Consider the following 22,395-nt stretch of genomic DNA (forward strand, 5'->3'; position numbering starts at 1 on the left):
CTATAAAGGAACGACGGCTAGTGTGTAAGCATGACTTCCGGATCCGTCGACGCGTCCACCTGGGCGGAGATCGCCGACCGCATTCTGGTCATCGCCCGCGAGCTCCAGACCCACGGTCTTCCCGACGATGTGATACACCTCGTCGGCTCCGAGCAGAACGTCATCCGCTTCATCCACCGCAACCCCGGGTCGAGCCCGAGTGCCGTCGCGGCCGGAACGGGGCTCCAGCGCAGCAACCTGAGCTCCGCTCTCCGTGCCCTCGAAGCGCACGGCCTGGTCGAGCGTCGAGCCGACCCGGACGACGCCCGCCGCATCCAGCTCTGGCACACGGTCAAGGCCGACGCGAATCTCGCGCGCCTGCAAGACGGTCGCGCCGAGACCATGCTCAGCGCCGTGGCCGCGGCCGACGGGTCGCACCCGACAGCTGGGGATGTCGAGCGGACGCTGGCCGTGCTCGACCTCGTCGAGGAGGGCATCGCGCACCAGCGGCAGGCGTCGGCCGGGTTCGAGAGCCGCCCCGAGGGATCCTGAGGGCGGCCCCGCTCCGCACCCCCGCTCCGAATTTGAAGGAAAAACCTGCGGCGGCCGACGGTTTCATCGCGATCGGCCGGGGTGGCGTGCCGGTTTCTCCTTCGAATTTGCAGCAGGCGCCGAACGAGCGGCTACGGCGGCCCGGTCAGCCACAGCGTCACCGCGGCCGTGATCTGCAACCCCATGCCCGAGGCCAGCATGAGCCGCCGGATCGCGCGGTGGTGGGTGACGCTGTCGACGGCGAGCACCGGGGCGAGCGGCATGATCAGCCTCGGCAGACTCCACTGCGGCAGGAACACGGCGAACAGGTAGAGCGCGTACGACGTTAAGAAGGCCCTCACGTCGAGCCCGAGTCGACGGAGCGACGGTTTGTTCATTCCCCAGAACCAGAGTGCGACGATCGCCAGCGCAACGACCGCGCCCAGAATGCCGAGCCAGTGCACGGTCATCAAGAACCACGGTGTGAGAGGGATGAAGGGCGGCTTGTAGCCGATCATGTCGGTCCACCACGACATCTCGGTCTCGAGGTAGGCGTCGCCTCGACCGGTGAAGGCGGCGGCGATGAACGGCCACGCCAGACCCGCCGCGGCAATCGCCAGGCCGCTGAGCACGGCGATCACGCGTTCGGCTCTCGGGAACTCGTCGCGGTGCTTGACGAAGCGGTACACGACGACGATCAGCAGGGCGAGGGCGAGGGCGACCGCTCCGGGGCGAGTGAAGGATCCGAGCACTCCGCACCACGTGAGGATCCCGTAGCGGCGCTTCATCAACGCCCACATCCCGGCGAACAGGAAGAATAAAAACATGCTCTCGGCGTAGCCGGTCTGCAGGATGAATCCCATTGCGCCGAAGCAGAAGAACGTCGTTCCCCAGAGAGCTCCGAGCGCGTCGACGCGGAGCCTCAGGAACTTGTGGAGCATGACCGCCGCGAGCCCGCCGAAGACCGTCGCCACGAGCACGGCGACCGTGCCGGTCTCCCATCCGGTGAGTTGCGCGATGAGCCGGTTGGTCCAGGGGAAGACCGGGAGGAACGCCCACGCATTCGACTGGACGGCGCCGGCCGCATCGACGGGGAGCTGCTGCGGGTAGCCGTGCTCGGCGATGCTCGTGTAGAAGCGGGCATCCCAGACGTTCAGAAAGCCGATCAGGCCGCCCGTCGGGCCCGCGTCGACGTAGCCGTTGCCGTAGTGACCGGGGTCGGAGGCGGCGATCCGGTACAGCACGAACATCAGTGCCGTGGAGAAGACCCGGGAGATGGCGTAGATGACGACTACGGCCACCCACAACGGCATCCGCTGGGCCGCGGCCAGGAGTCGGGAGGGAGCTGCGGCGGGTGCGATCGACGCGGCTTCGACCGCGACGGGTTCCTGTGCCAGCACAAGTGATTGTAGGCAGGTGGAGCGCGCGCCTTTCACTCACGAGCGAGCGGTGCCATGCTGAAGGCTTGGGCTGAGGAGGCGCCGTGGTCGGATTCACCGGTTTTGCCAGCAGGCGTCGCGCGGATCCTGCGCTCCCGCCGGGTCAGTATCTGGAGAAGGGCTTTCCGGTTCTCGCGACCGGCCCCGACCCTCAGATCAAGCGCTGGGAGCTGCAGATCGCGACCGAGAATGGCGCGAAGTCGCTCTCGTGGGACGACTTTCTCGCTCTGCCGCAGGAGACGATCGCGACCGACATCCACTGCGTCACGAGCTGGTCGAAGCTCGGCACGAACTGGCGGGGCGTCTCGCTCGACACCCTCTTCGACGGCCTCGAGACGACGCACGAGTTCGCGATGGCCCGCAGCTATGGCGGCTACACGACCAATCTGCCGCTCGCCGACCTGCTCGGCGGCAAGGCCTGGATCGTGCACGAGTTCGAGGGGGAGCCTCTCCGCAGCGAGCACGGCGGCCCGGCCCGCCTCTTCGTGCCGCACCTGTATTTCTGGAAGAGCGCGAAGTGGGTGCAGGGCATTCAGACGATGCCGGTGAATACGCCCGGTTTCTGGGAGGGGCTCGGCTACCACGCGCACGGCGACCCGTGGAAGGAAGAGCGCTACTCGTGACGGCCGAGTGACGAACGCGTGGCGCCCAGCCGTGTGCGTGGGCGCTCGTGACGAGACCTCGACGGCGCGCAGCATCCGGCTCCGGGTGGAGGGCCTCGGCCCAGTCGTTGCTGGCCAGCACGTCGACGTGCGCCTGACTGCCGACGACGGCTACCAGGCTGTGCGGTCGTATTCGCTCTCGGCCGTTCCCGGCGGGCCGCCTCTCGTCTCGCCCCTCGCCGACGACGAGGTCGAGCTCACCGTCGAGGAGCTTCCCGACGGCGAGGTCTCCCCGTACCTCGTCGGCGGACTCGAACCGGGCGACCCCCTTGAGATCCGCGGGCCGATCGGCGGCTGGTTCGTCTGGCACGACGCCCAGCCCGAGCCGGTGCAGTTGATCGCCGGCGGGTCGGGAGTCGCGCCACTCATGGCCATGCTCCGGGTGCGCTCGGCCGGTGCCGGCACCGCGCCGTTCCGGCTGCTCTACTCGCTGCGCGATCCCGAGGCCGAGTACTACCGTGACGAGTTGGCCGAGCGGGAGCGGTCAGGATCCTTCTCGGTCGCCCGGGTCTGGACCCGTCGCGCACCCGAGGGCGTCACCACGACGATCGGCCGCCTCGACGCCGAGCGTCTCGCGTCGCTCGTCTTTCCGCCCAGCGCCGGCGCCTCGTTCTACGTCTGCGGCCCGAACGGGTTCGTCGCCGCGGTGTCGGAGGCGCTGGTCGGGCTCGGCCACGACCCGGCGACGATCCGCACCGAACGCTTCGGCGGGGTCTAGCCCGCCAGGTGCCCCGAGTGCCGCCATTTGCCGCCGCTCAGCCGCGGCTGTCGGCAATCGGCGGCACTCGCGAGGAGGCCCCGACCCTAGCGACCGCCTTCGATCTTCCGGTTCCGCTGCGCCGCGCCGGCCACCCCGTACGGGTAGTCGTCGGCCAGTGGGGCGCTCGCCGCACTGAGCCGTGCCACGTCGTCGTCGCTGAGCCCGAGACCCGAGGCGCCGAGGTTGTCGACGAGCTGCTCGACCGAGCGGGCTCCGAGAATCACGCTCGTGACGGTCGGCTGGGCGAGCAGCCAGGCGATCGCGACCTGCGAGGCGGTGCCGCCATGCTCCGTCGCGACCGATTGCACGGCGTCGAGCACGTCCCAGGTGCGCGGGTCGGCGTTGCGGGCCTCCCACGCCTCCATGCCCCGTGCCGGGTTCTCGCCGAGTCGCGACGCACCGGTGGGTGCCTCGTCGCGCTTGTACTTGCCCGTCAGCCAGCCGCCGCCGAGAGGCGACCACGGCAGCAGGCCGATTCCGGCGTCGGCGGATGCCGGCACGACCTCGTGCTCGATGTCGCGCACGAGCAGCGAATACTGCGGCTGCAGGGTGACGGGCGGCACGAAGCCGAGCGCCTGAGCGCGGTGGACGGCTTTGGTGAGCTGCCAGCCGAGGTAGTTCGAGAAGCCGTAGTAGCCGATCTTGCCGGCGGCGACGGCGTCGTCGAGAAAGCGCAGGGTCTCGTCGATCGGAGTCAGGGCGTCCCACGCGTGCATCTGGTACAGGTCGACGTGGTCGACGCCGAGGCGCGTGAGCGACGCGTCGAGCGCCGTGCGCAGGTGGCGGCGCGAGAGACCGAGGTCATTCGGCCCCTCGCCCATCGGGAACCGGCCCTTGGTCGCGATGACCACCTGCTCGGCCTCGGTGGGGTGTGTTTTCAGCCAGTGCCCGATGATGGTTTCTGACACACCGGACGAATACACGTCGGCGGTGTCGATAAAGGTGCCACCGTGTTCGACGAAGGTGTCGAGCAGGGCGTGCGAGGTGGCTTCGTCGGCTTCGGCGCCGAACGTCATCGTTCCGAGTGTCAGCTCTGACACGACGGCTCCCGAGGAGCCCAGGTTTCTATAGTCCATGGGCGTGACGCTAGTCCGTGAGCGCTCACTCGGTCAGCCACACGAGGAACTGCGACGAACCGGGCCGCTCAGAGCCGCCGGAAGAGCCGCCGCAGCCGCCCCGTCCACTCGTCCGTCAGCCCGTTCGACAGCGCGGCGATGCCCGCCGCGCCTTCGACCGTGGTCAGCTCGGGGAGCGACCGTTGCACGTAATAGGTGCGCGCCGTCTGAAGACTCGCGAACGTCAAGTCGAGTTCGACGGCGGCGGAGCGCAGGATCCTGAGCCGCTGCTCCTCGGGCAGGTCGCCGCTTTCCGCCAGCAGCGCGATGCTCGGCGACTCCACGCCGTCCGCGAGCCACGCCTGTGCCCGCCCGGCCAACCCGTCGACGTCGTGTATGCCGAGCATCCGAGCGGCCTCGGCGAGCCGGATGTCGTCGAGGGCACTCATGCCCGCGAGCCTACCCACGGGGCCGGGAGGCGGCCCGGCTAGCGCGGTCTGTACTCCGCTGCCATCGGGCAGTCGAACGGCACGCGCGCGGCAAGGCCGACTCGGTTGAGATACGCGATGACCGTGCCGAACGCCTGGCCGATCGTGGTGCGCGTGTAGGGCACCTGGTGCTCGGTGCAGTGCTCGCGAACGAGCTTCGATGCGGCACGGAGGTGCGGGCGGGCCATGTTCGGGAAGAGGTGGTGCTCGACCTGGTAATCGAGGCCGCCCATTGCGATGGTCATCCAGCGACCGCCGGTGATGTTGCGCGAGGTGAGCACCTGCTTCGAGAGGAAGTCGACGCGGCTCGACTCGGGGATGATCGGCATGCCGATGTGGTTCGGAGCGAAAGCCGAGCCCATGTAGAGGCCGAAGATCGCCAGCTGCACGCCGACGAAGGCGAACGCCATTCCGACCGGCAAGAACCAGAAGATAAGGCCGAGGTAGATGGTGAAGCGCGCCGTGACCATCGCGATCTCGTGCCAGCGCTTGTCGACCTTCTTGCGACCGAACAGCGTCTTGTACGAGAGGAGGTGCAGGTTGACGCCTTCGAACAGCAGGATCGGGAAGAAGATGTAGCCCTGGCGCTGCGTGAAGAGGCGAGAGAGACCGCGCTGCTTGACGGCGTCCTGCTCGAGGAACGAGACCGTGTCATAGGCGATGTCGGTGTCACGACCGATCGTGTTCGGGTTGCCGTGGTGCTTGGTGTGCTTCGACGTCCACCAGGCGTAGCTCATGCCGACGACGCCCGAGGCGAGAATCCGGCCGACCCGGTCGCTCGTCACACCCGATGCGAACACCTGGCGGTGAGCGGTCTCGTGCGCCAAGAAGGCGTACTGCGTGAAGATGAGGCCGATACTGGCGGCGATGAGCAGCTGGAACCAGCTGTCGCCGAGCAGGACGGATCCGGTCACGGCGGCGGCGAGCAGCAGGGTCACGCCCACGAACATGGCGACGTAGAACCCGGTGCGGCGCTCGAGGAGACCGGCATCGCGTACTTTCGCGAGCAACGCCGTGTAGGTGCTGATCGGCTTCGAGGTCTCACCCGAGGTGGTGCCGCGGAACCCCGCGGGCAGCTCGGCGTGGTTTCGGACGCGCATCGGCGCCGGGGCCTTGGCAGCGGGCGCGGACGCGGGGGAATCGAGAACGGTCAAAGTCATCTCCCAGAGGGAATCGACTTCTCAGTCGCGGGTGCGAGCGGATGCTCGGGTGCAGATAAGCCGACCGTAGTGGCGGTTGCTGAGAAGGTATCGGGAGTCGACGGGTGCCGTGCGCTCGACTCCGAGCGACACCGTGAGGCCCCCACGGTGCGCGGGGTAAACTCGATCGTTCCCCCGACCCCGGAAGAAGACACGTGACGGCCACCCACCACGACCCCGCGCTCGACGCGCGGTACTGGCCGGTCCCCGTCCTCCGGGCGGTGCCGCTCCTCGTTCTCGGCCTCGTCACGACGTTCGTCAACGATCACTCGGCCAGCATCGGCCTCACCGTCTTCGGGTCGACCACGATCGCGGGCGGCATTCTGCTCGCCGTCGCCTCGTGGCGGTATCTCGCCGATGCGTCGAGTCGAACATTGGCCGTCGTGCAGGGCGTCGTCGGAGTCGTCTTCGGTCTCGTCGCACTGCTCGCCCCCTCGGGTGGGCTCCCGACGCTCGTGGCCGTCGTCACCGGCTGGGCCGTCATCACGGGCGCCCTCGAGCTCTTCACCGGGCTTCGCCGCCGCCGCGAGAGCCAGCTGGCCCGCGACTGGATGCTGCTCGGTGGGCTCACCCTGGCTCTCGCCCTGGTCTACCTCGTAGTGCCGACCGACTACTCGAAGCAGCTCGGCGGCATCGAAGAAATCCGCGGCACGCTGACGTCGTCGACCATCCTGGTCGGCGTCGTCGGGGCCTACGGCGCCCTCGTCGGCGTCTTCCTCATCATTCAGGGGCTCTCGCTCAAGTGGCAGACCGGCCAGCCAGAGACGTATCGCGCGCCCGGCTCCGGCGCCGCAGAACCCCGCGTCTCAGGCGAGACGCACGACTCGAGCACCGACGGAGCACATTCCTCATGACCACACCCACCAGGCGCGAGCGCGTCCGCCCCGCCGAGCTGCTCGGGCTCTCCGCCGTCTTCGGCCTCTTCACCGGCCTGATCGTCTTGCTCGCCACCCGCGAGATCAACCTCGCCGGCATCTTCCTCTGCATCGCCTTCATCGTCGGCGTGGTGATCCTCGCCATGCTGGCGCTCGCCGCGAAGCCGAACGACGCCGAGCTCCACGAGATCCGCGACGAGAACGGCCGCGTCAAGGGTCTGCTCGAGAATGACGACTTCGACGACCGGCCTTCGCACCACTGAATCCTTTGGCGCGGCGCGCGCCGGGACGCCGGGCCTCGGACAAGCCTCGTCCACCCGGCCCTGTGTCTCCTGGCGTGGCGCGTGCCGGGACGCCGGGCCTCGGACAAGCCTCGTCCACCCGGCGTTCCGGCACGCGCCACGCGGGCACGCACCGCCCCGTCCGAAACAGCAGAGACGGGGCCGAGGATCCCGCCCGACCTACTTCTGCAGGAAGTCGACGAGCGAAGCCGCCAGCCCGACGTACCCGCTCGGCGTCAGCGCGACCAGGCGTGCCTTCGCGTCGTCGCCGATGTCGAGCCCCTCGACGAACGCCACGAGCTCGGCCTGCCCGACGCGGTGGCCGCGGGTCAGTTCTTTGAGCATCGCGTAGGGGTCGCTGATCGACGAGCGGCCGGCGGTGATCTCGGCGCGGATGACCGTCTGGATGGCCTCGCCGAGTACCTCCCAGTTGCCGTCGAGGTCGGCGGCCAGGGCGGTGGTGTTAATTGCGATCTCGCCGAGGCCGCGGGTGATGTTGTCGAGCGCGAGGAGCGAGTGGCCGAAGGCCACGCCGATGTTGCGCTGTGCCGACGAGTCGGTGAGGTCGCGCTGCAGGCGGCTCGTGACGAGCGTCTCGGCGAGGGAGGAGAAGAGCGCCGACGAGATCTCGAGGTTCGCCTCGGCGTTCTCGAAGCGGATCGGGTTGATCTTGTGCGGCATCGTCGAGGAGCCGGTCGCGCCGGCGACCGGGATCTGCGTGATGTAGCCCATCGAGATGTAGGTCCAGATGTCGGTGGCGACGTTGTGCAGCACGCGGTTGGCGTGGGCGACTCGGCTGTAGAGCTCGGCCTGCCAGTCATGCGACTCGATCTGGGTGGTGAGCGGGTTCCAGGTGAGACCGAGCCCCTCCACGAACGAGCGGGAGACGCTGACCCAGTCGACCGTCGGGTCGACCGCGACGTGCGCGGAGAACGTGCCGGTGGCGCCCGAGAACTTGCCGAGGTACTCCGACGACGCGATCTGGGAGCGGATGCGCCCGAGGCGGTAGGCGTAGACGGCGAACTCCTTGCCGACCGTCGACGGCGTCGCGGGCTGGCCGTGCGTGTGCGACAGGATCGGCGTGGTGGCGTGCTCGCGGGCAAGACCTTCGAACAGGGCGATGACTCTGTCGAACTTCGGCAGCCAGACGTCTTCGACGGCGGCCTTCACGGTCAGCGCATACGAGAGGTTGTTGATGTCTTCGCTCGTCGCGGCGAAGTGGGTCAGCTCGGCGACCCCGTCGAGGCCCAGCTCGGCGAGGCGTGCCCGCACGAAGTACTCCACGGCCTTGACGTCGTGGCGGGTGGTGGCCTCGACCACTGCGAGCTCGTCGATGGCGCTCTGGCCGAAGTCGGTGACGACCCGGCGGAGAGCGGCCTTCTGCTCGTCGGACAGCGGCGCGGATCCTGCGAATCGTCGATCGGTCTGATCGATCAGCCACTCGACCTCGACATGCACGCGAGCCCGGTTGAGGCCGGCCTCGCTGAGGTGTTCCCCGAGCCCTTCGACCGCCTGGCGGTAGCGACCGTCGAGAGGGCTGAGGGGCTGCATGGGAAGGCTCATGTGGTCGATCCTTGTCGGAGTGCTGGTTCGATCTGCCGAAACAGCGCGGTCGACGCGTGCTCGACCATGTCGAGCACGGTCTCGAACATCGCGTCGTCGGAGTAGTACGGATCGGGAACGTCAGTCCCGTCGCCGGCGTGAACGGCGGAGCCGTCGCGGTCGAATTTTAGCAGGAGCTGGACTTTCGACCGGTCGTCGTCGGAGGGAGCCCAGCCCTTCAGGATCCGCTCCTGACCGCGATCGAAGACGACGAGGAGATCGTGCCTGTCGTAGTCCGCCGCCTCGAACTGGCGGGCCCGGTGCTGCGAGCCGTCGAAGCCCCGCCCGGCGAGTGCGGCCACCGTGCGTGAGTCGGCGCGTTCGCCGACGTGCCAGTCGCCGGTGCCCCGCGATGCGACGGTCACCCGATCGCCGTAGCCGGCCTTCTCGACGAGATCGCGGAACACGACCTCGGCCATCGGCGAACGACAGATGTTTCCGGTGCAGACGAAGACGACGCGGAACAGCGTCAGCTCATCGCCGACCTCGTCGAACTCGCTGACCTCGAACGCCATGGGTCAGCGACGACCGCGCACGTCACCGAAGAGCGGTCGCAGCACGATGCCGATGAGCCAGGCGATGATCGCCAGGACGAGGGCCCCGAGGATCCCCCACCCGAGATTGTCGACGACCAGACCGAACCCGATGAGCTCCGAGACCCAGGCCACCACGAGCAGCAGGATTCCGTTCACGACGAGCGAGATCAGCCCGAGGGTGAGGATGTACAGCGGGAAGGCCACGACGCGCACCACCGTGCCGACGATGCTGTTTACGAGGCCGAAGATGAACGCGACCAGGAGGAAGGTCAGCACGGTGGGCACCACGGTGCCGTCACCGAACGACACCACGTTGACGCCGGATACGAGAAGCGTCGTGAGCCAGAGGGCGAGCGCGTTGATCACGAGCCGGACGAAGAATCGCATGGGCACAACTATGCCCATCCGTGGGCCCGGGTGGTAGCCCGTAGTCTGGCTTCGTGACCGTTCCCGTACGTCTTCGCCCCGAGATCGCCGCTCTCCCGCCCTACCGCCAGGGCAAACAGGCCGACCCGGACGCCTTCAAGCTGTCGAGCAACGAAAATCCATTCGAGCCTCTGCCCGCTGTCATCGAGGCGCTCCACGGGGCTCTCCAGGTCAACCGGTATCCCGATGCTTCCGCTGCCGCTCTTCGCCAGATCCTCGCCGACCGTTACGGCGTCGGCCTCGACGAGGTTCACATCGGCGCAGGATCCATCTCGGTCCTGTCCCAGCTTCTCCTCGCGGTCGCGCAGACGGGCGACGAGGTGCTCTACTCCTGGCGTTCGTTCGAGGCCTATCCCGGTCTCGTCACCGTGACCGGTGCGACCAGCGTGCAGGTGCCCAACCGCGCCGACGGTGGCCACGACCTCGTCGCGATGGCGGCGGCGCTCACCGATCGCACCCGACTCGTGATCGTCTGCTCGCCCAACAACCCGACGGGGCAGATCGTCACGACGGCCGAGTTCGAGACCTTCATGGCCTCCGTGCCCGAGTCGGTGCTCGTCGTGCTCGACGAGGCCTACGCCGAGTTCGTCACCGACGAGGCGGCCGTCGACGGGGAGTCGCTCACCGAGCGTCACCCGAACCTCGTCGTACTCCGTACATTCTCCAAGGCCTATGGTCTTGCAGGCCTCCGGGTCGGCTATGCCATCGGCCCCGCCTACATCCTCGATGCCGCCCGCTCTACCGCCATCGCCCTCTCGGTCACGGGCCTCGGGCAGGAGGCGGCGATCGCCTCCCTCGCTCACGAGGGCGAGCTCCTCGAGCGCGTGGCCCGCATCGTTCGCCTCCGCGACGACGTCCGCAAGGCGCTCCTCGACCAGGGCTGGGACGTGCCGCCCGCTCAGGGCAACTTCCTCTGGCTGCCCACGGGAGAGCACACGGCCCACGCCGCCGGGGTGTTCGACCAGCACGGCATCGTCGTCCGGGCGTTCGCCCCCGAGGGCATCCGCGTCTCGATCGGCGAGGCCGCTTCTGTCGACAAACTCCTAGCAGCCGCCCAGGAGGTTGTTCACGCCCTCTAGCTCTCTCGGAGCGGGTCGCAGATAGGCTCGATCGCATGTCATTCGACACCACGAGTCACGCGGCGCCCTCGACGGCGCCTTCTGCCGGGGCGCAGCCCGAGACGGTTCAGCTCCTCGACCCCGCCGGGGTCCTCCAGGAGAACGACCGCACCGCCGAGTTCCTCCCCACCATCGAGGCGCTCTCCGACGAGACGCTCCGTCAGTTCCACCGCGACATGGTGCTCACGAGGCGGTTCGACGACGAGGCCGGCAACCTGCAGCGTCAGGGCCAGCTCGCCCTCTGGGTTCCGAGTCACGGGCAGGAGGCCGCCCAGGTCGGGTCGGCCCGCGCCAGCCGGCCGCAAGACCACCTTTTCCCCTCGTACCGCGAGCACGCCGTCGGCATGGTGCGCGGCATCGACCCGGTCGACGTCGTCCGTCTGCTCCGCGGTAGTACCCACGGCGGCTGGAACCCGGCCGAGCGGCAGAACTTCCACCTCTACACGTTGGTGATCGGCTCGCAGACGCTGCACGCCACCGGGTACGCGCTGGGCATCACTCTCGACGGCGACTACGCCACCGGCGATCCCGAGCGCGACACCGCGGTCATCACGTACTTCGGCGACGGCGCCACCAGTCAGGGCGACGTCAGCGAGGCCTTCGTCTTCGCAGCGAGCTTCCAGACGCCCGAGGTCTTCTTCCTCCAGAACAACCAGTGGGCCATCTCCGTTCCGGTCGCCACCCAGTCGCGCACGTCCCTTCACCTCCGCGGTGAGGGCTTCGGCATTCCCTCGACGCAGATCGACGGCAACGACGTTCTCGCGAGCTACGCGGTCACGCTCCGCGACCTCGACGCGGCGCGTTCCGGCGGAGGCCCCCGCTTCATCGAGGCCCTCACGTATCGCATCGGCGCGCACACGACGTCAGACGACCCGACGAAGTACCGCACCGACGCCGAGCTGCAGTCGTGGATCGCGCGCGATCCGATCGTGCGGTACGAGGCCTACCTGCGAGGTCGAGGTGAGTCCGACTCGTTCTTCGCCGCCGTCGAAGAGGACGCGAACGATCTCGCGAACGACGTCCGGGTGCGCACGCTCGCCCTCGAGAAGCCCTCGACCGACCTCATTTTCGACAACGTCTACAGCGAGCCCCACCCGCGCATCGACGAGCAGAAAGAATGGCTCTCGCACTACGAGTCGTCGTTCGGAGAATCAGCATGACCAACACGCTTCCCGGTACCGCCGAGACCGCCGCGCCCACCACTGAGACGCTGCCCCTCGGCCGCGCCCTCAACGCGGGCCTCCGCAAGGCCATGAGCGACGACCCCCGTGTCGTTCTGCTCGGCGAAGACATCGCCACGCTCGGCGGCGTGTTCCGCGTGACCGAGGGCCTCAAGACGGAGTTCGGGGCCAAGCGCGTCATCGACACGCCTCTCGCCGAGAGCGGCATCATCGGCGCCTGCATCGGTCTGGCCATGCGCGGCTTCCGCCCCGTCGCCGAGATCCAGTTCGACGGGTTCATCTTTCCCGGCTTCGACCAGATCACGTCGCAGCTCGCCAAGCTCACCGCGCGGCACGAGGGCACCATGCCCTTCCCCGTCGTGATCCGGGTTCCGTACGGCGGGCACATCGGCGCCGTCGAGCACCACCAGGAGAGCCCCGAGGCCTACTTCGCCCACACGGCCGGGCTCCGGTCGGTGAGCCCCTCGACTCCGCACGACGCGTACTGGATGATCCAGGAGGCGATCCAGTCGAACGACCCGATCATGTTCTTCGAGCCTAAGAGCCGGTACTGGCCGAAGGGTCCCGTCGACTTCACGGCGCCGGGCGCACCCCTGCACGCAAGCCGGGTCGTCCGCACGGGCACCGAGGTGACCGTCCTCGGTCACGGCGCCATGGTCTCGGTCCTCCTGCAGGCCGCCGAGATCGCCGCCGAGGAGGGCATCAGCATCGAGGTCGTCGACCTCCGTTCGCTCTCCCCGGTCGACTACGGCCCGATCCTCGAATCCGTGCGCAAGACGGGTCGTCTCGTCATCGCGCAGGAGGCCCCGCAGAACGCCAGCATCGCCTCCGAGATCGCCTCGACCGTGGCCGAGAAGGCCTTCTACTCGCTCGAGGCCCCCGTCCTCCGGGTGAGCGGCTTCGACACCCCGTTCCCGCCCGCCAAGCTCGAATCGGTCTACCTCCCCGATGCCGATCGCGTGCTCGAGGCCGTCGACCGCGCCCTCGCCTACTGAGAAAAGAAGCCCGCGTGACCACCACCACAGCTAGCAACGAATTCCACCTTCCCGACGTCGGCGAGGGCCTCACCGAGGCCGAGATCGTCGAGTGGAAGGTGGCTCCGGGTGATTCCGTCGCCCTCAACCAGGTCATCGTCGAAATCGAGACGGCGAAGTCGCTCGTCGAGCTGCCCTCGCCGTTCGCGGGCGTCGTCGACGAGATCCTCGTCGAGCAGGGCCAGACCGTCGCCGTGGGTGCCCCCATCATCCGGGTGGCCGGAGGCGACATCCCCCGCACGCCGGCCGACGAGATTCTCGAGGCCGAAGCGGACGAGGCGGCCTTCGTGGCCGCGACTCCGACCTCGGCGGCGTCGGCCGAGGCGGTCGCTGACGAGGGGTCGGGCTCCGTGCTCGTCGGCTACGGCATCACGGGCGGGCACGCGGCGACGCGGCGTCGACGCCCGACCAAGGGCGAAGCCGACGCCCGGGTGCAACGCGTGGCGGAGGCCAAGAAGCGCCGCCCCGAGTCGGTGCCGGCGGCATCGGCGCAGCCGGTCATCGTCAAACCCCCGATTCGCAAGCTCGCCAAAGACCTCGGGGTCGACCTCGCAGTGGTCGAGGCAACCGGGCTCGCCGGCGAGACGACCCGCGACGACGTCATCCGGCACGCGAAGCAGGCAAGCGTCTTCCACAACATCGAAACGCCCGAGTGGAGCGAGGAGCGCGTCGAGCGGATCCCGGTTAAGGGCGTCCGCAAGGCCATCGCGTCGGCGATGGTGTCGAGTGCCTTCACCGCGCCGCACGTCAGCCTCTTCGTCGACGTCGACGCCACGCGCACGATGGAGTTCGTCAAGCGGCTGAAAAACTCCGCGCAGTTCGCCGGGGTCAAGGTCTCTCCGCTTCTGATCATGGCGAAGGCCGTCATCTGGGCCGTCCGTCGCAACCCCATGGTCAACTCGGAGTGGACCGACCGTGAGATCCTGGTCAGCCACTTCGTCAACCTCGGCATCGCGGCGGCGACCCCCCGCGGCCTCATCGTGCCCAACATCAAAGAGGCGCAGGCGATGTCGCTCCTCGAGTTGGCGCAGGCCCTCGAAGAGCTCACCCTGACGGCCCGCGACGGCAAGACCCAACCGGCCGATACCGCGGGCGGCACGATCACGATCACCAACATCGGGGTCTTCGGCATGGACACGGGCACGCCAATCCTCAACCCGGGCGAGGTCGGAATCATCGCCCTCGGCACCATCAAGCAGAAGCCCTGGGTGGTCGACGGTGAGGTGCGTCCGCGCATGGTCACGACGATCGGTGCGTCGTTCGACCACCGAGTCGTCGACGGCGACGTGGCCTCACGTTTCGTCGCCGACGTCGCGAGCGTTCTCGAAGAGCCGGCGCTGCTGCTCGACTAGCCCGCGCTGCTGCTTGACGAGACCGTCGCGCGGGCCCCGCAGGCAGTCTTCGCGCGACGCTTCAGGATGATCCTTCGGGCCAGCGCGCCGACGATGAGCAGCGCCAGCGCCGCGGCGAACAAGTACCCGAACGAGTGGAGGTACTTCTCTACGGCGGTGAGTGATGAGCGCAGCAGGTAGCCGAGGCCGACGTAGAGCCCCGACCAGATGAACGCGCCGGAGAACGACGCGGCGAGAAACCGCGGATAGTTCGCACCGGCCACGCCCGCTGCGGCGGGCGTCAGGATCCGGACGATTGGCACGGGCCGGGTGAAGAGGATCGCGCGGGCGCCCTGCTTCTCGAGGAGGGCGAGGGCGCGATCCCAGTGGTGCGGCCCGAACTTCTGCACGAGCCGGGTCTCGCGGATCCTGCCCCCGTGTCGACGCCCGAGGAGGTACCCGACGTGGTCGCCGGCGCAGGCGAATACCGTCACCAGAAGAAACATGACGACGGCGCTCCACGGGGTTGTGAGGGTGGCCGATGCGATCAGGATCGCCGTTTCGCCGGGAAAGACGAGGCCGAGCCCGAGGCCCGACTCGGCGAACGACAGGGCGGAGCCGAGGGCCCACACGAGACCGACGGGCAGGGCGGAGGCGGCGTCGGTGATCCAGCCTAAGAAGTCCATGGCCGTCAGTGTCTCCGTTCAGGGTGTCGCCGGGCATCGGACGGTCGGACGACCGGGGTCGTCCTTCAGTGCCGTCGTGGAATGCCATGGCGCGACCGCGTATCGTCGAATCCATGTACGATATCAGATATTACACACTGCGAGCGGAGTGCGGGTGGGGAGGCCAGAGGGAGCTACACGAGCCCCCGCTGGTAGGCGTAGATGACGGCCTGCACCCGGTCGCGGAGTTCGAGCTTGGCGAGAACCCTGCCCACGTGAGTCTTCACGGTCGACTCGGAGAGAAACAGCGATGCCGCGATCTCGGTGTTCGACAGCCCGCGGCCGATCGCAACCAGCACTTCGTGCTCGCGATCGGAGAGGGGAGAGGGAGCGCCGGCCGCATTCTCGGGCATCTTGCCCCGGTACATCTCGAGCATCCGCTGGGTGACTCTCGGCGAGATGATGGCCTCGCCGGCCGCGACGGTGTGGATCGCCTGGATGAGCTCGTCAGACGGAGCGTCTTTCAAGAGGAACCCGCTGGCACCGGCGTTCAGGCCACCGAACGCGTATTCGTCGAGATCGAAGGTGGTGAGGATGATGACCCGGGTCGCTGCGTTCGCCGCCACGATCTGCCGGGTCGCCTCGATTCCGTCGATGCCGGGCATACGGACGTCCATGAGAACGACATCGGGGGAGAGCTCGGCCGCTCTCGAGATGGCGTCGCCGCCGTTCGTGGCTTCGCCCACCACTCGGATGCCCTCCACGGCCCCGAGCACCATCGCCATGCCGGCACGCAGGAGATCCTGGTCGTCGACGAGAAGCAGACAGATGTCGGTCATTTCGTTCCTTCGATGGCGGTCGGCAGCATCATGCGAACACGCCAACCGCCCCCATCCTGCCCGGTCTCGGGATTGATGGCAGGCCCCGCAGCGACGGTCCCGCCGAAGGCGACGGCTCGCTCGCGCAATCCCAGGAGGCCGCGACCGCTCCCCACCGACTCCGGACGGCCGACAAAGATGCCGTCGTCGGTGACGTCGAGCGTGGCACTCGTGCTGTCGTAGTCGAGCGAGACGAGCACTCGTCCGGGCTCGCGCGAATATCGGAGCGCGTTCGTCAGGGCCTCTTGAACGCCGCGGAACAGGGCCACCTGAATTGCCCGGTCGGTCGGAGGCGTGCCCTTCTGCTGCACCGCGACGGGAAGCCCGGCGCTGCGGTAGGTCTCGACGAGGTCGTCGAGCTCGGCGAGCGTCGGCTGGGGGGCGAACTCGACCTGCCCCTCGTCGCGGAGCACCCCGAGCAGACGCCTCATGTCGCGGAGGGAGGAGCGGCCCACCTCGCCGATCTGCCGGACCGCTTCGCGGGAACGGTAAGGATCCGACGTGGCCACGGCCGCGGCTCCATCCGACAGCCGAATCATGACCGAGAGGCCGTGCGCCACGACGTCGTGCATCTCGCGGGCGATCCGTGCTCGCTCTTCGATCGCGGCGAGCTGCCCCTGCTGGTCGCGCTCGCGCGTCAGCTGCGCGGCCCGGTCGAGCAGTGCTTCGAGGTACCGACGGCGGCCTCCGACGGTCACCCCGATGAGCAGCGTGATGGCGAAGGTCACGGTGAGGAGGGCGAGGGAATGCGGGGAGCCCTGCACCAGGATCTCGACCCCGGCGTTGAGCGCGACCGCGAGAGCGGCGCCGATCCAGGCGAATGCGAAACGGTCGTAGACGGCGACGGCGTAGAGGGCGAGCACGAGCACGGTGGCGGGCACCGTCGTGTTGGCCAGCGTGAGGCCGAGGCTGCAGGCGAGTGCAACGCCGAAGCAGGTGAGTGGTCGTGACCGCCGCCAGAGCAGAGCGGCGGCCCCGACGACGGGGAGCGCGAAGAAGCCGCTGACGAGCCAGTCGGCGCCGACCAGGCCCGCGCCTGTGTCGACGGCCTCGAGGTAGCCCACGATGAGCGCGAAGACGACGAGGAGCCAGTCGGCGAGGCGGGCGTGTCGCATCCAGAAGCGCCGCACGAGCCCCGGCGGCCGCGGAAGCAGCGGGTCGACGTCGAGCGGCGCGGTGGACACGGCTCCAGGGTACGCGGACACACCGTGCCCCTCCCGTCGGAAAGGGAGGGGCACGATGGGAGCGTTCGCGCGACGAGGTGCGTCGGCAGCCGTGACCGTTGGGAAAGCGGGGCTGTCAGGGGGCCGGGGCACTCACGCGTCGCGCTTGGCGAGTAGCCCGAATGCCGCTACCGCGGGAGCGACGAGCCAGGCGATCGTCAGGCCGAGGTTCAGCGCGAAGTCACCGCGGAAGTCGGCGTCCCAGATGCTGCGGGAGACGACCTGCCCGGAGCTGCCGAGGATGTAGTCGTCGAGATGCACGTCGCCGAGGGGGACCAGGGAGAGAACGATTGGCAAGACGAAGAAGATGCCGGCAACGACAGCGATGCCGGCGGCGGAATTCCGGAGGATGCTGGCCGTCGTCACGGCGAACCACGCCACGAAGACGAGGTAGAGGGCGGACGCGGCGATCGAGCCGACGACGATGGCGTCGCTGAGAGAGGCGAGCAGGTCGGTACCGGTGAGAATCGGTGCGGCGACGGCATAGCCGAGCAGAGACGAGACCAACGACAGGATGAGAGTGACCACGGTCGCGACCACGAGCTTTGCCGCCAGCACGGGGAACCGTCGCGGGGTGGCGGCGAGTGTCGTCTGGATCATGTTCGTGGAGTACTCGTTGGTGACGAGGAGGACCGCAAGGACGCCGATGATGAGCTGGGCGAAGCTGACCGATGCGCCGACCGAAGAGGAGGTCGCGCCGGAGGCCGCGCGACCGACAACCTCGGCCGAGCCGTAAGTCGAGGCGACCAGGGCGCTGAAGGCAACCGAGATGACGATCATCACCAGCGAGATGACGAAGGTCGAACGGAGGGTGATGAGCTTGGTGAACTCCGACGACACGACGCCGCCGAAGCTCCAGTGGGTCGGTGTCGAGACGGACGTGGAGCTGCGGGTGGGGGCGGTGGTGGTCATCGGTTGTTCTCCGGGGCGTTGTGGTTAGCGGTGCGGTACTCGACCGCGTCGTCGGTGAGGGCGAAGAAGGCCTCTTCGAGGGAGGCCTGCACCGTCGCGATCTCGAAGAGAACGATGCCGGCCGAGGCTGCGACCTCGGCGACCTGGCGGGTGTCGGAGCCGGCGATCTCGGCTGTATCGGCGGCGGTCGTGGTGACGACGGCGCCGTGCGGTGCCAGTAGCTGGGCCAATCGCGCGATGTTGTTGCTTCGGACGCGGATCGACTGGCCACCCGAGGAGGCGATGATCTCGTCCATCGAAGCGTCGGCGATTACACGGCCCCGACCGAGCACGATGACGCGGTCGGCTGTCTTCGCCATCTCGTCCATCAGGTGGCTGGACAGCAGCACGGCTCGGCCCTCGGCGGCGAGTGAGCGGCACATCGAGCGGACCCACTGCACCCCCTCCGGGTCGAGGCCGTTGACGGGCTCGTCGAGGATGACGGTCTGCGGGTCGCCGAGGAGGGCGCTGGCGATGCCCACGCGCTGACCCATGCCGAGCGAGAATTTGCCGACGCGCTTGCCAGCGACGCTTTCGAGGCCGGTCAGGGCGATGACGTCGTCGACGCGACGGTTGGAGATGCCGTGTGTGCGGGCGATGCAGCGGAGGTGGTTGCGAGCCGTGCGGGCGGGGTGTGCGGCCTTTGCGTCGAGCAGGACTCCGACCTCGTGCAGAGGTGCCGCGTGCTCGGCGTACGGCTTGCCGTTGACGGTCACCCGGCCCGAGGTGGGGCGGTCGAGGCCGACAATCATGCGCATCGTGGTGGATTTGCCTGACCCGTTGGGGCCGAGGAATCCGGTGACGAGACCTGGCGCGACGGTGAAGTTCAGGCCGTCGACAGCGGTCTTGTCGCCGTAGGTCTTTGTGAGGTTACTCGCTTCGATCATGCGTCAACCATAGATCAATGCAAAATGTTACACAATAGATTTGGAGACTTGGCTGGTTGGAACCACGGTGCCATCGCTGTTGACAATGATTATCGTTTGGCGATACCGTCGGGAACGTGAAAACAAGCCGCCTCCTGCCCTCGCTCGCCCTCGCCGCCACAGGTGCCCTCGCGCTCGCCGGCTGCTCCGCCTCGGGTGGTGCCGCACCGGACGACAGCACGATCAAGGTCGTAGCGTCCACGAACGTCTACGGCGATATCGCAAAGCAGATCGGAGGATCCTCGGTCACCGTCACCAGCATCCTGTCGAACCCGAACCAAGACCCGCACGGCTTCGAGGCCGACGCCCAGACGCAGCTCGCGATCTCCAAGGCCGACCTCATCATCGAAAACGGCGGCGGCTACGACGACTACGTCGACACCATGCGCTCGTCAACGAACAGCAAGGCGACGCTTCTCAACGCGGTGAAGGTCTCCGGCTTCACCTCGAGCGACGGCGAGCTCAACGAGCACGTGTTCTACGATTATCCGACCATGTCGAAGCTCGCCAACAGGATCGCCACCGACCTGTCGACGGCGAACCCCGACGAGTCGAAGACGTTCTTCAACAACGCGGTGACGTTCAATACGGCGATGGAGAAGCTCGAGGCGCAGACGGCTGCGCTGAAGAAGACCTACGACGGCGATGCCGTCGCCTACACCGAGCCGGTGCCCGGCTACCTGTTCGACGCGATCGGCCTGAAGAACGCCACGCCGGGTGCGTTCTCCGAGGCGGTCGAGGAGGGCGAAGACGTGCCGCCGTCGGCCCTGAACGAGACGCTGAAGCTGATGACCGGCAAGAAGGTCGCCCTGCTCGCCTACAACGAGCAGGCCGGAAGCCCCGAGACCGAGCAGGTGCAGAAAGCGGCCGAGACCGCGGGCGTCCCCGTCGTCCCGGTGACCGAGACCCTGCCGAAGGGCGACGACTACCAGACCTGGCAGCAGAGCAACATCGACGCGGTCAAGGCGGCGCTCTCCCAGTGACAGTGACCCAGCAGTGACGCCCGTCCTCAGTCTCCGGGGCGCCAGCCTGCGCTTCGGCGACCGCGAACTCTGGGCCGGGCTCGACCTCGACGTCGAGCCCGGCGAGTTCGTCGCCGTGCTGGGCCCGAACGGTGCCGGCAAGACGACGCTGCTCAAGGCGATCCTCGGGCAGCAGGAGCTCACGGCGGGAACGGCCGAATTCCTCGGTCGGCCGGTCCGCCGCGGGCACCGGAGGATCGGCTACATCCCGCAGCAGCGGTTGATGGAGTCGGGCACTCCGCTCCGCGCACGCGACATGATCGCGCTCGGCATCACGGGCCACCGCTGGGGTCTGTGGCGCGAGTCCCGTGCCGAACGGGAGCGCGTCGACGCCCTCGTCGCCGAGGTCGGCGCAACCGACTTCGCGCTGGCCCCGGTGGCCTCGCTCTCGGGCGGGGAGCAGCAGCGGGCGCGGGTCGGGCAGGCGCTGGCTTCGGATCCTGCGCTTCTGCTCTGCGACGAGCCGCTCATCTCGCTCGACCTGCGCCATCAGCGCGGCGTCACCGACCTGATCGACGAGCAGCGTCGCAAGACGGGTGCCGCGGTGGTCTTCGTGACGCACGACGTGAACCCAATTCTCGACGCCGTCGACCGGGTGGTCTACATCGCCGGCGGCCGCTTCACGATCGGCACTCCCGACGAGGTGCTCCAGGCTGATGTGCTGAGCGCGCTGTACGGCACCCCGGTCGATGTCGTGCGCACAATGGGGCGCATCGTGATCGTCGGCAGCAACGACGCCGCCCACGACCACGATGGCCACGGCCACCACGCTGACCACGGCGACGACCTCGACCCAGAAGGGCCCGTGCGGTGAACGCCGACATCCTCACTCACATCCTCTCGTTCGAGAACTTCGGCGAGCTCGTCGTGCTCGTGCGCAACTCGATCATCGCCGGAGCCGTACTCGGCATCGTCGGCGGGCTCATCGGGCCGTTCGTCATCACCCGCAACCTGCCCTTCGCCGTGCACGGCATCAGCGAGCTCTCGTTCGCCGGCGCATCCATCGCGCTCCTGCTGGGTATCAACGTCGTGACCGGCTCGCTCATCGGAAGCGTGCTCGCCGCCCTTCTGATCGGCCTGCTGGGCAGTCGGGCACGGGAGCGGAACTCGATCATCGCCGTGCTCATGCCGTTCGGGTTGGGGCTCGGTATTCTCGCCCTCGCCCTCTATCAGGGGCGGTCGGCCAACAAGTTCGGACTGCTGACCGGCCAGATCGTCTCGGTCGACAATCCGCAGCTCGGCTGGTTGCTGGCGATCTCGGCGATCGTGATCGTCACGCTGATCGTCGTCTGGCGGCCGCTCACCTTCGCGAGCGTCGATCCGGACGTCGCGGCCGCAGCCGGTGTCCCGGTCCGCACCCTGTCGATCGTCTTCATGCTCGCGCTCGGGTTGTCGGTGGCCGTCTCGGTGCAGATCGTCGGCGCTCTGCTCGTGCTGTCTCTTCTCGTGACGCCGGCCGCCGCAGCCCTGCGGATCACCGTCTCTCCGTTCTGGGTGCCGGTGCTGAGCACGGTGTTCGCCGTCGTCTCGGTCGTCGGGGGCATCCTGCTCGCCCTCGGGGGCGGCCTGCCGATCTCGCCCTACGTGACGACGATCTCGTTCACGATCTGGCTGGTGTGCCGCCTCGTCGGCGGCCGACGCGAGCGTCGCGGCGGGCGCAGAACGAAGGATCCGACGGCTCGGCTCGCATCTCGACCCACCGCCGCAGTGAACGAAAGGGTGCCCTCATGAAGCGCAACACCTGGCAGCGCGAGGCCGTGCGGGAGGCCCTGTCGACATCGGCCGGATTCGTCAGTGCTCAGGCGCTGCACTCGACCCTGCGCGAGAGCGGTTCGCCGATCGGCCTCGCGACCGTCTACCGAGCGCTGTCGTCGCTCGAGTCGGGGGGCGAGGCCGACAGTCTGCAGCAGGACGGCGAGAGCCTGTTCCGCGCGTGCACCCCCGGCACGCACCACCATCACCTCATCTGCCGCAATTGCGGAACCACGGTCGAGATATCGGCCGACCCGGTCGAGCAGTGGGCGCGTCAGGTCGCGGCCGAGAACGGGTTCACCGAGGCGAACCATGTCGTCGACGTCTTCGGGCTGTGTGCGGTGTGCTCGGCGCAGGTTGCCCAGGCCGGGCGTGTCGTCTAAGCTTGCTCTTTGGTTGGGTGCTATCTGCGCCCATGTATGCCGAATCTCCTTCGCTGTCACCTCGGTGGCGGGCCGCTCTGGTGGCGGAGACGAAGCGT

25 protein-coding genes are annotated in these 22,395 nt (G+C 68.2%); 13 read left to right on the forward strand and 12 right to left on the reverse strand.

The genetic code is table 11. The annotated features are described in order from the left end of the window. Positions 1-30 precede the first annotated feature (30 nt). Entirely contained in the window at positions 31-531 is a 501-nt protein-coding gene (locus EDF39_RS03320) for a MarR family winged helix-turn-helix transcriptional regulator (protein ID WP_123940470.1), read from the forward strand. A 131-nt stretch (positions 532-662) separates the two neighbouring features. Here EDF39_RS03320 and EDF39_RS03325 read toward each other — a convergent pair whose 3' ends face one another. Then, a complete protein-coding gene (locus EDF39_RS03325) occupies positions 663-1,910 on the reverse strand; it encodes a mannosyltransferase family protein (protein ID WP_123940472.1) in 1,248 nt (415 codons plus the stop codon). An 83-nt stretch (positions 1,911-1,993) separates the two neighbouring features. Here EDF39_RS03325 and EDF39_RS03330 point away from each other — a divergent pair, with 83 nt between their 5' ends. Both EDF39_RS03330 and EDF39_RS03335 read left to right on the forward strand, forming a co-directional pair. Next, positions 1,994-2,572, forward strand: coding sequence for a molybdopterin-dependent oxidoreductase (locus tag EDF39_RS03330; protein WP_055961509.1), 579 nt, complete (start codon positions 1,994-1,996; stop codon positions 2,570-2,572). A gap of 37 nt (positions 2,573-2,609) precedes the next feature. Continuing rightward, a complete protein-coding gene (locus EDF39_RS03335; protein ID WP_233572946.1) occupies positions 2,610-3,329 on the forward strand; it encodes an FAD-binding oxidoreductase in 720 nt (239 codons plus the stop codon). An 86-nt stretch (positions 3,330-3,415) separates the two neighbouring features. Here EDF39_RS03335 and EDF39_RS03340 read toward each other — a convergent pair whose 3' ends face one another. The 3 genes from EDF39_RS03340 to EDF39_RS03350 all read right to left on the reverse strand — a co-directional run bounded on the left by EDF39_RS03340 (position 3,416) and on the right by EDF39_RS03350 (position 6,074). Continuing rightward, a complete protein-coding gene (locus tag EDF39_RS03340; protein ID WP_123940476.1) occupies positions 3,416-4,447 on the reverse strand; it encodes an aldo/keto reductase in 1,032 nt (343 codons plus the stop codon). Between the two features lie 68 nt (positions 4,448-4,515). After that, a complete protein-coding gene (locus EDF39_RS03345) occupies positions 4,516-4,875 on the reverse strand; it encodes a hypothetical protein (protein WP_123940478.1) in 360 nt (119 codons plus the stop codon). 38 nt (positions 4,876-4,913) lie between these two features. Further along, entirely contained in the window at positions 4,914-6,074 is a 1,161-nt protein-coding gene (locus tag EDF39_RS03350; RefSeq protein WP_123940480.1) for an acyl-CoA desaturase, read from the reverse strand. 194 nt (positions 6,075-6,268) lie between these two features. Between EDF39_RS03350 and EDF39_RS03355 the strand changes: the two genes are divergently transcribed. Both EDF39_RS03355 and EDF39_RS03360 read left to right on the forward strand, forming a co-directional pair. Next, on the forward strand, positions 6,269-6,967 hold the full coding sequence (locus tag EDF39_RS03355) for a DUF308 domain-containing protein (protein WP_123940482.1): 699 nt from the start codon (positions 6,269-6,271) through the stop codon (positions 6,965-6,967). Then, entirely contained in the window at positions 6,964-7,251 is a 288-nt protein-coding gene (locus EDF39_RS03360; protein WP_199726129.1) for a hypothetical protein, read from the forward strand. The genes EDF39_RS03355 and EDF39_RS03360 overlap by 4 nt, the downstream gene beginning before the upstream one ends. A gap of 198 nt (positions 7,252-7,449) precedes the next feature. Here EDF39_RS03360 and purB read toward each other — a convergent pair whose 3' ends face one another. Genes purB through EDF39_RS03375 form a run of 3 tightly spaced genes read right to left on the reverse strand, consistent with a single transcriptional unit; the run spans position 7,450 to position 9,794 of the window. Then, complete coding sequence (gene purB / locus EDF39_RS03365; RefSeq protein ID WP_123940484.1) at positions 7,450-8,832, reverse strand: adenylosuccinate lyase; 1,383 nt, start codon at positions 8,830-8,832, stop codon at positions 7,450-7,452. Next, entirely contained in the window at positions 8,829-9,386 is a 558-nt protein-coding gene (locus EDF39_RS03370; protein WP_123940486.1) for a low molecular weight protein-tyrosine-phosphatase, read from the reverse strand. The genes purB and EDF39_RS03370 overlap by 4 nt, the downstream gene beginning before the upstream one ends. Before the next feature lie 3 nt (positions 9,387-9,389). Next, positions 9,390-9,794 (reverse strand): phage holin family protein, encoded by a 405-nt coding sequence (locus tag EDF39_RS03375; protein WP_055961492.1) that lies wholly within the window; start codon positions 9,792-9,794, stop codon positions 9,390-9,392. A 53-nt stretch (positions 9,795-9,847) separates the two neighbouring features. On the opposite strand from EDF39_RS03375, the gene EDF39_RS03380 reads away from it, so the two are divergent. The 4 genes from EDF39_RS03380 to EDF39_RS03395 are packed head-to-tail and all read left to right on the forward strand — an operon-like array spanning position 9,848 to position 14,518. Beyond that, positions 9,848-10,912, forward strand: a complete 1,065-nt coding sequence (locus tag EDF39_RS03380; protein WP_123940488.1) for a histidinol-phosphate transaminase — start codon at positions 9,848-9,850, stop codon at positions 10,910-10,912. Between the two features lie 35 nt (positions 10,913-10,947). Next, a complete protein-coding gene (locus tag EDF39_RS03385) occupies positions 10,948-12,111 on the forward strand; it encodes a thiamine pyrophosphate-dependent dehydrogenase E1 component subunit alpha (RefSeq protein WP_123940490.1) in 1,164 nt (387 codons plus the stop codon). Then, positions 12,108-13,127 carry an alpha-ketoacid dehydrogenase subunit beta gene (locus EDF39_RS03390; RefSeq protein ID WP_055961484.1) on the forward strand — a complete coding sequence of 340 codons (1,020 nt, stop codon included), beginning with the start codon at positions 12,108-12,110 and terminating at the stop codon, positions 13,125-13,127. Before EDF39_RS03385 ends, EDF39_RS03390 begins: the two co-directional genes overlap by 4 nt. Positions 13,128-13,141: 14 nt before the next feature. Beyond that, complete coding sequence (locus EDF39_RS03395) at positions 13,142-14,518, forward strand: dihydrolipoamide acetyltransferase family protein (protein WP_123940492.1); 1,377 nt, start codon at positions 13,142-13,144, stop codon at positions 14,516-14,518. Here the strand turns inward: EDF39_RS03395 and EDF39_RS03400 are convergent. The 5 genes from EDF39_RS03400 to EDF39_RS03420 form a co-directional block, all read right to left on the reverse strand. Next, entirely contained in the window at positions 14,515-15,183 is a 669-nt protein-coding gene (locus tag EDF39_RS03400; protein WP_123940494.1) for a DedA family protein, read from the reverse strand. The genes EDF39_RS03395 and EDF39_RS03400 overlap by 4 nt on opposite strands. Positions 15,184-15,356: 173 nt before the next feature. Then, positions 15,357-16,001: a response regulator transcription factor gene (locus EDF39_RS03405; protein ID WP_123940496.1), complete on the reverse strand. Its 645-nt coding sequence runs from the start codon at positions 15,999-16,001 to the stop codon at positions 15,357-15,359. Further along, a complete protein-coding gene (locus tag EDF39_RS03410; RefSeq protein ID WP_123940498.1) occupies positions 15,998-17,224 on the reverse strand; it encodes a sensor histidine kinase in 1,227 nt (408 codons plus the stop codon). Before EDF39_RS03410 ends, EDF39_RS03405 begins: the two co-directional genes overlap by 4 nt. A 132-nt stretch (positions 17,225-17,356) precedes the next feature. Further along, entirely contained in the window at positions 17,357-18,175 is an 819-nt protein-coding gene (locus tag EDF39_RS03415) for an ABC transporter permease (protein WP_123940500.1), read from the reverse strand. Then, positions 18,172-19,101 carry an ABC transporter ATP-binding protein gene (locus tag EDF39_RS03420; protein ID WP_123940502.1) on the reverse strand — a complete coding sequence of 310 codons (930 nt, stop codon included), beginning with the start codon at positions 19,099-19,101 and terminating at the stop codon, positions 18,172-18,174. The genes EDF39_RS03415 and EDF39_RS03420 overlap by 4 nt, the downstream gene beginning before the upstream one ends. A gap of 116 nt (positions 19,102-19,217) precedes the next feature. On the opposite strand from EDF39_RS03420, the gene EDF39_RS03425 reads away from it, so the two are divergent. Genes EDF39_RS03425 through EDF39_RS03440 form a run of 4 tightly spaced genes read left to right on the forward strand, consistent with a single transcriptional unit; the run spans position 19,218 to position 22,297 of the window. Further along, positions 19,218-20,123, forward strand: coding sequence for a metal ABC transporter solute-binding protein, Zn/Mn family (locus EDF39_RS03425; RefSeq protein ID WP_123940504.1), 906 nt, complete (start codon positions 19,218-19,220; stop codon positions 20,121-20,123). Positions 20,124-20,136: 13 nt separating this feature from the next. Next, positions 20,137-20,976, forward strand: coding sequence for a metal ABC transporter ATP-binding protein (locus EDF39_RS03430; RefSeq protein ID WP_123940506.1), 840 nt, complete (start codon positions 20,137-20,139; stop codon positions 20,974-20,976). Next, positions 20,973-21,893: a metal ABC transporter permease gene (locus EDF39_RS03435; protein WP_123940508.1), complete on the forward strand. Its 921-nt coding sequence runs from the start codon at positions 20,973-20,975 to the stop codon at positions 21,891-21,893. Before EDF39_RS03430 ends, EDF39_RS03435 begins: the two co-directional genes overlap by 4 nt. Further along, positions 21,890-22,297 carry a Fur family transcriptional regulator gene (locus tag EDF39_RS03440; RefSeq protein ID WP_123940510.1) on the forward strand — a complete coding sequence of 136 codons (408 nt, stop codon included), beginning with the start codon at positions 21,890-21,892 and terminating at the stop codon, positions 22,295-22,297. Before EDF39_RS03435 ends, EDF39_RS03440 begins: the two co-directional genes overlap by 4 nt. Positions 22,298-22,395: the final 98 nt, after the last annotated feature.

It is taken from the genome of Frondihabitans sp. PhB161, from assembly GCF_003814635.1.
In the GTDB taxonomy this organism is placed as follows: Bacteria; Actinomycetota; Actinomycetes; order Actinomycetales; family Microbacteriaceae; genus Frondihabitans.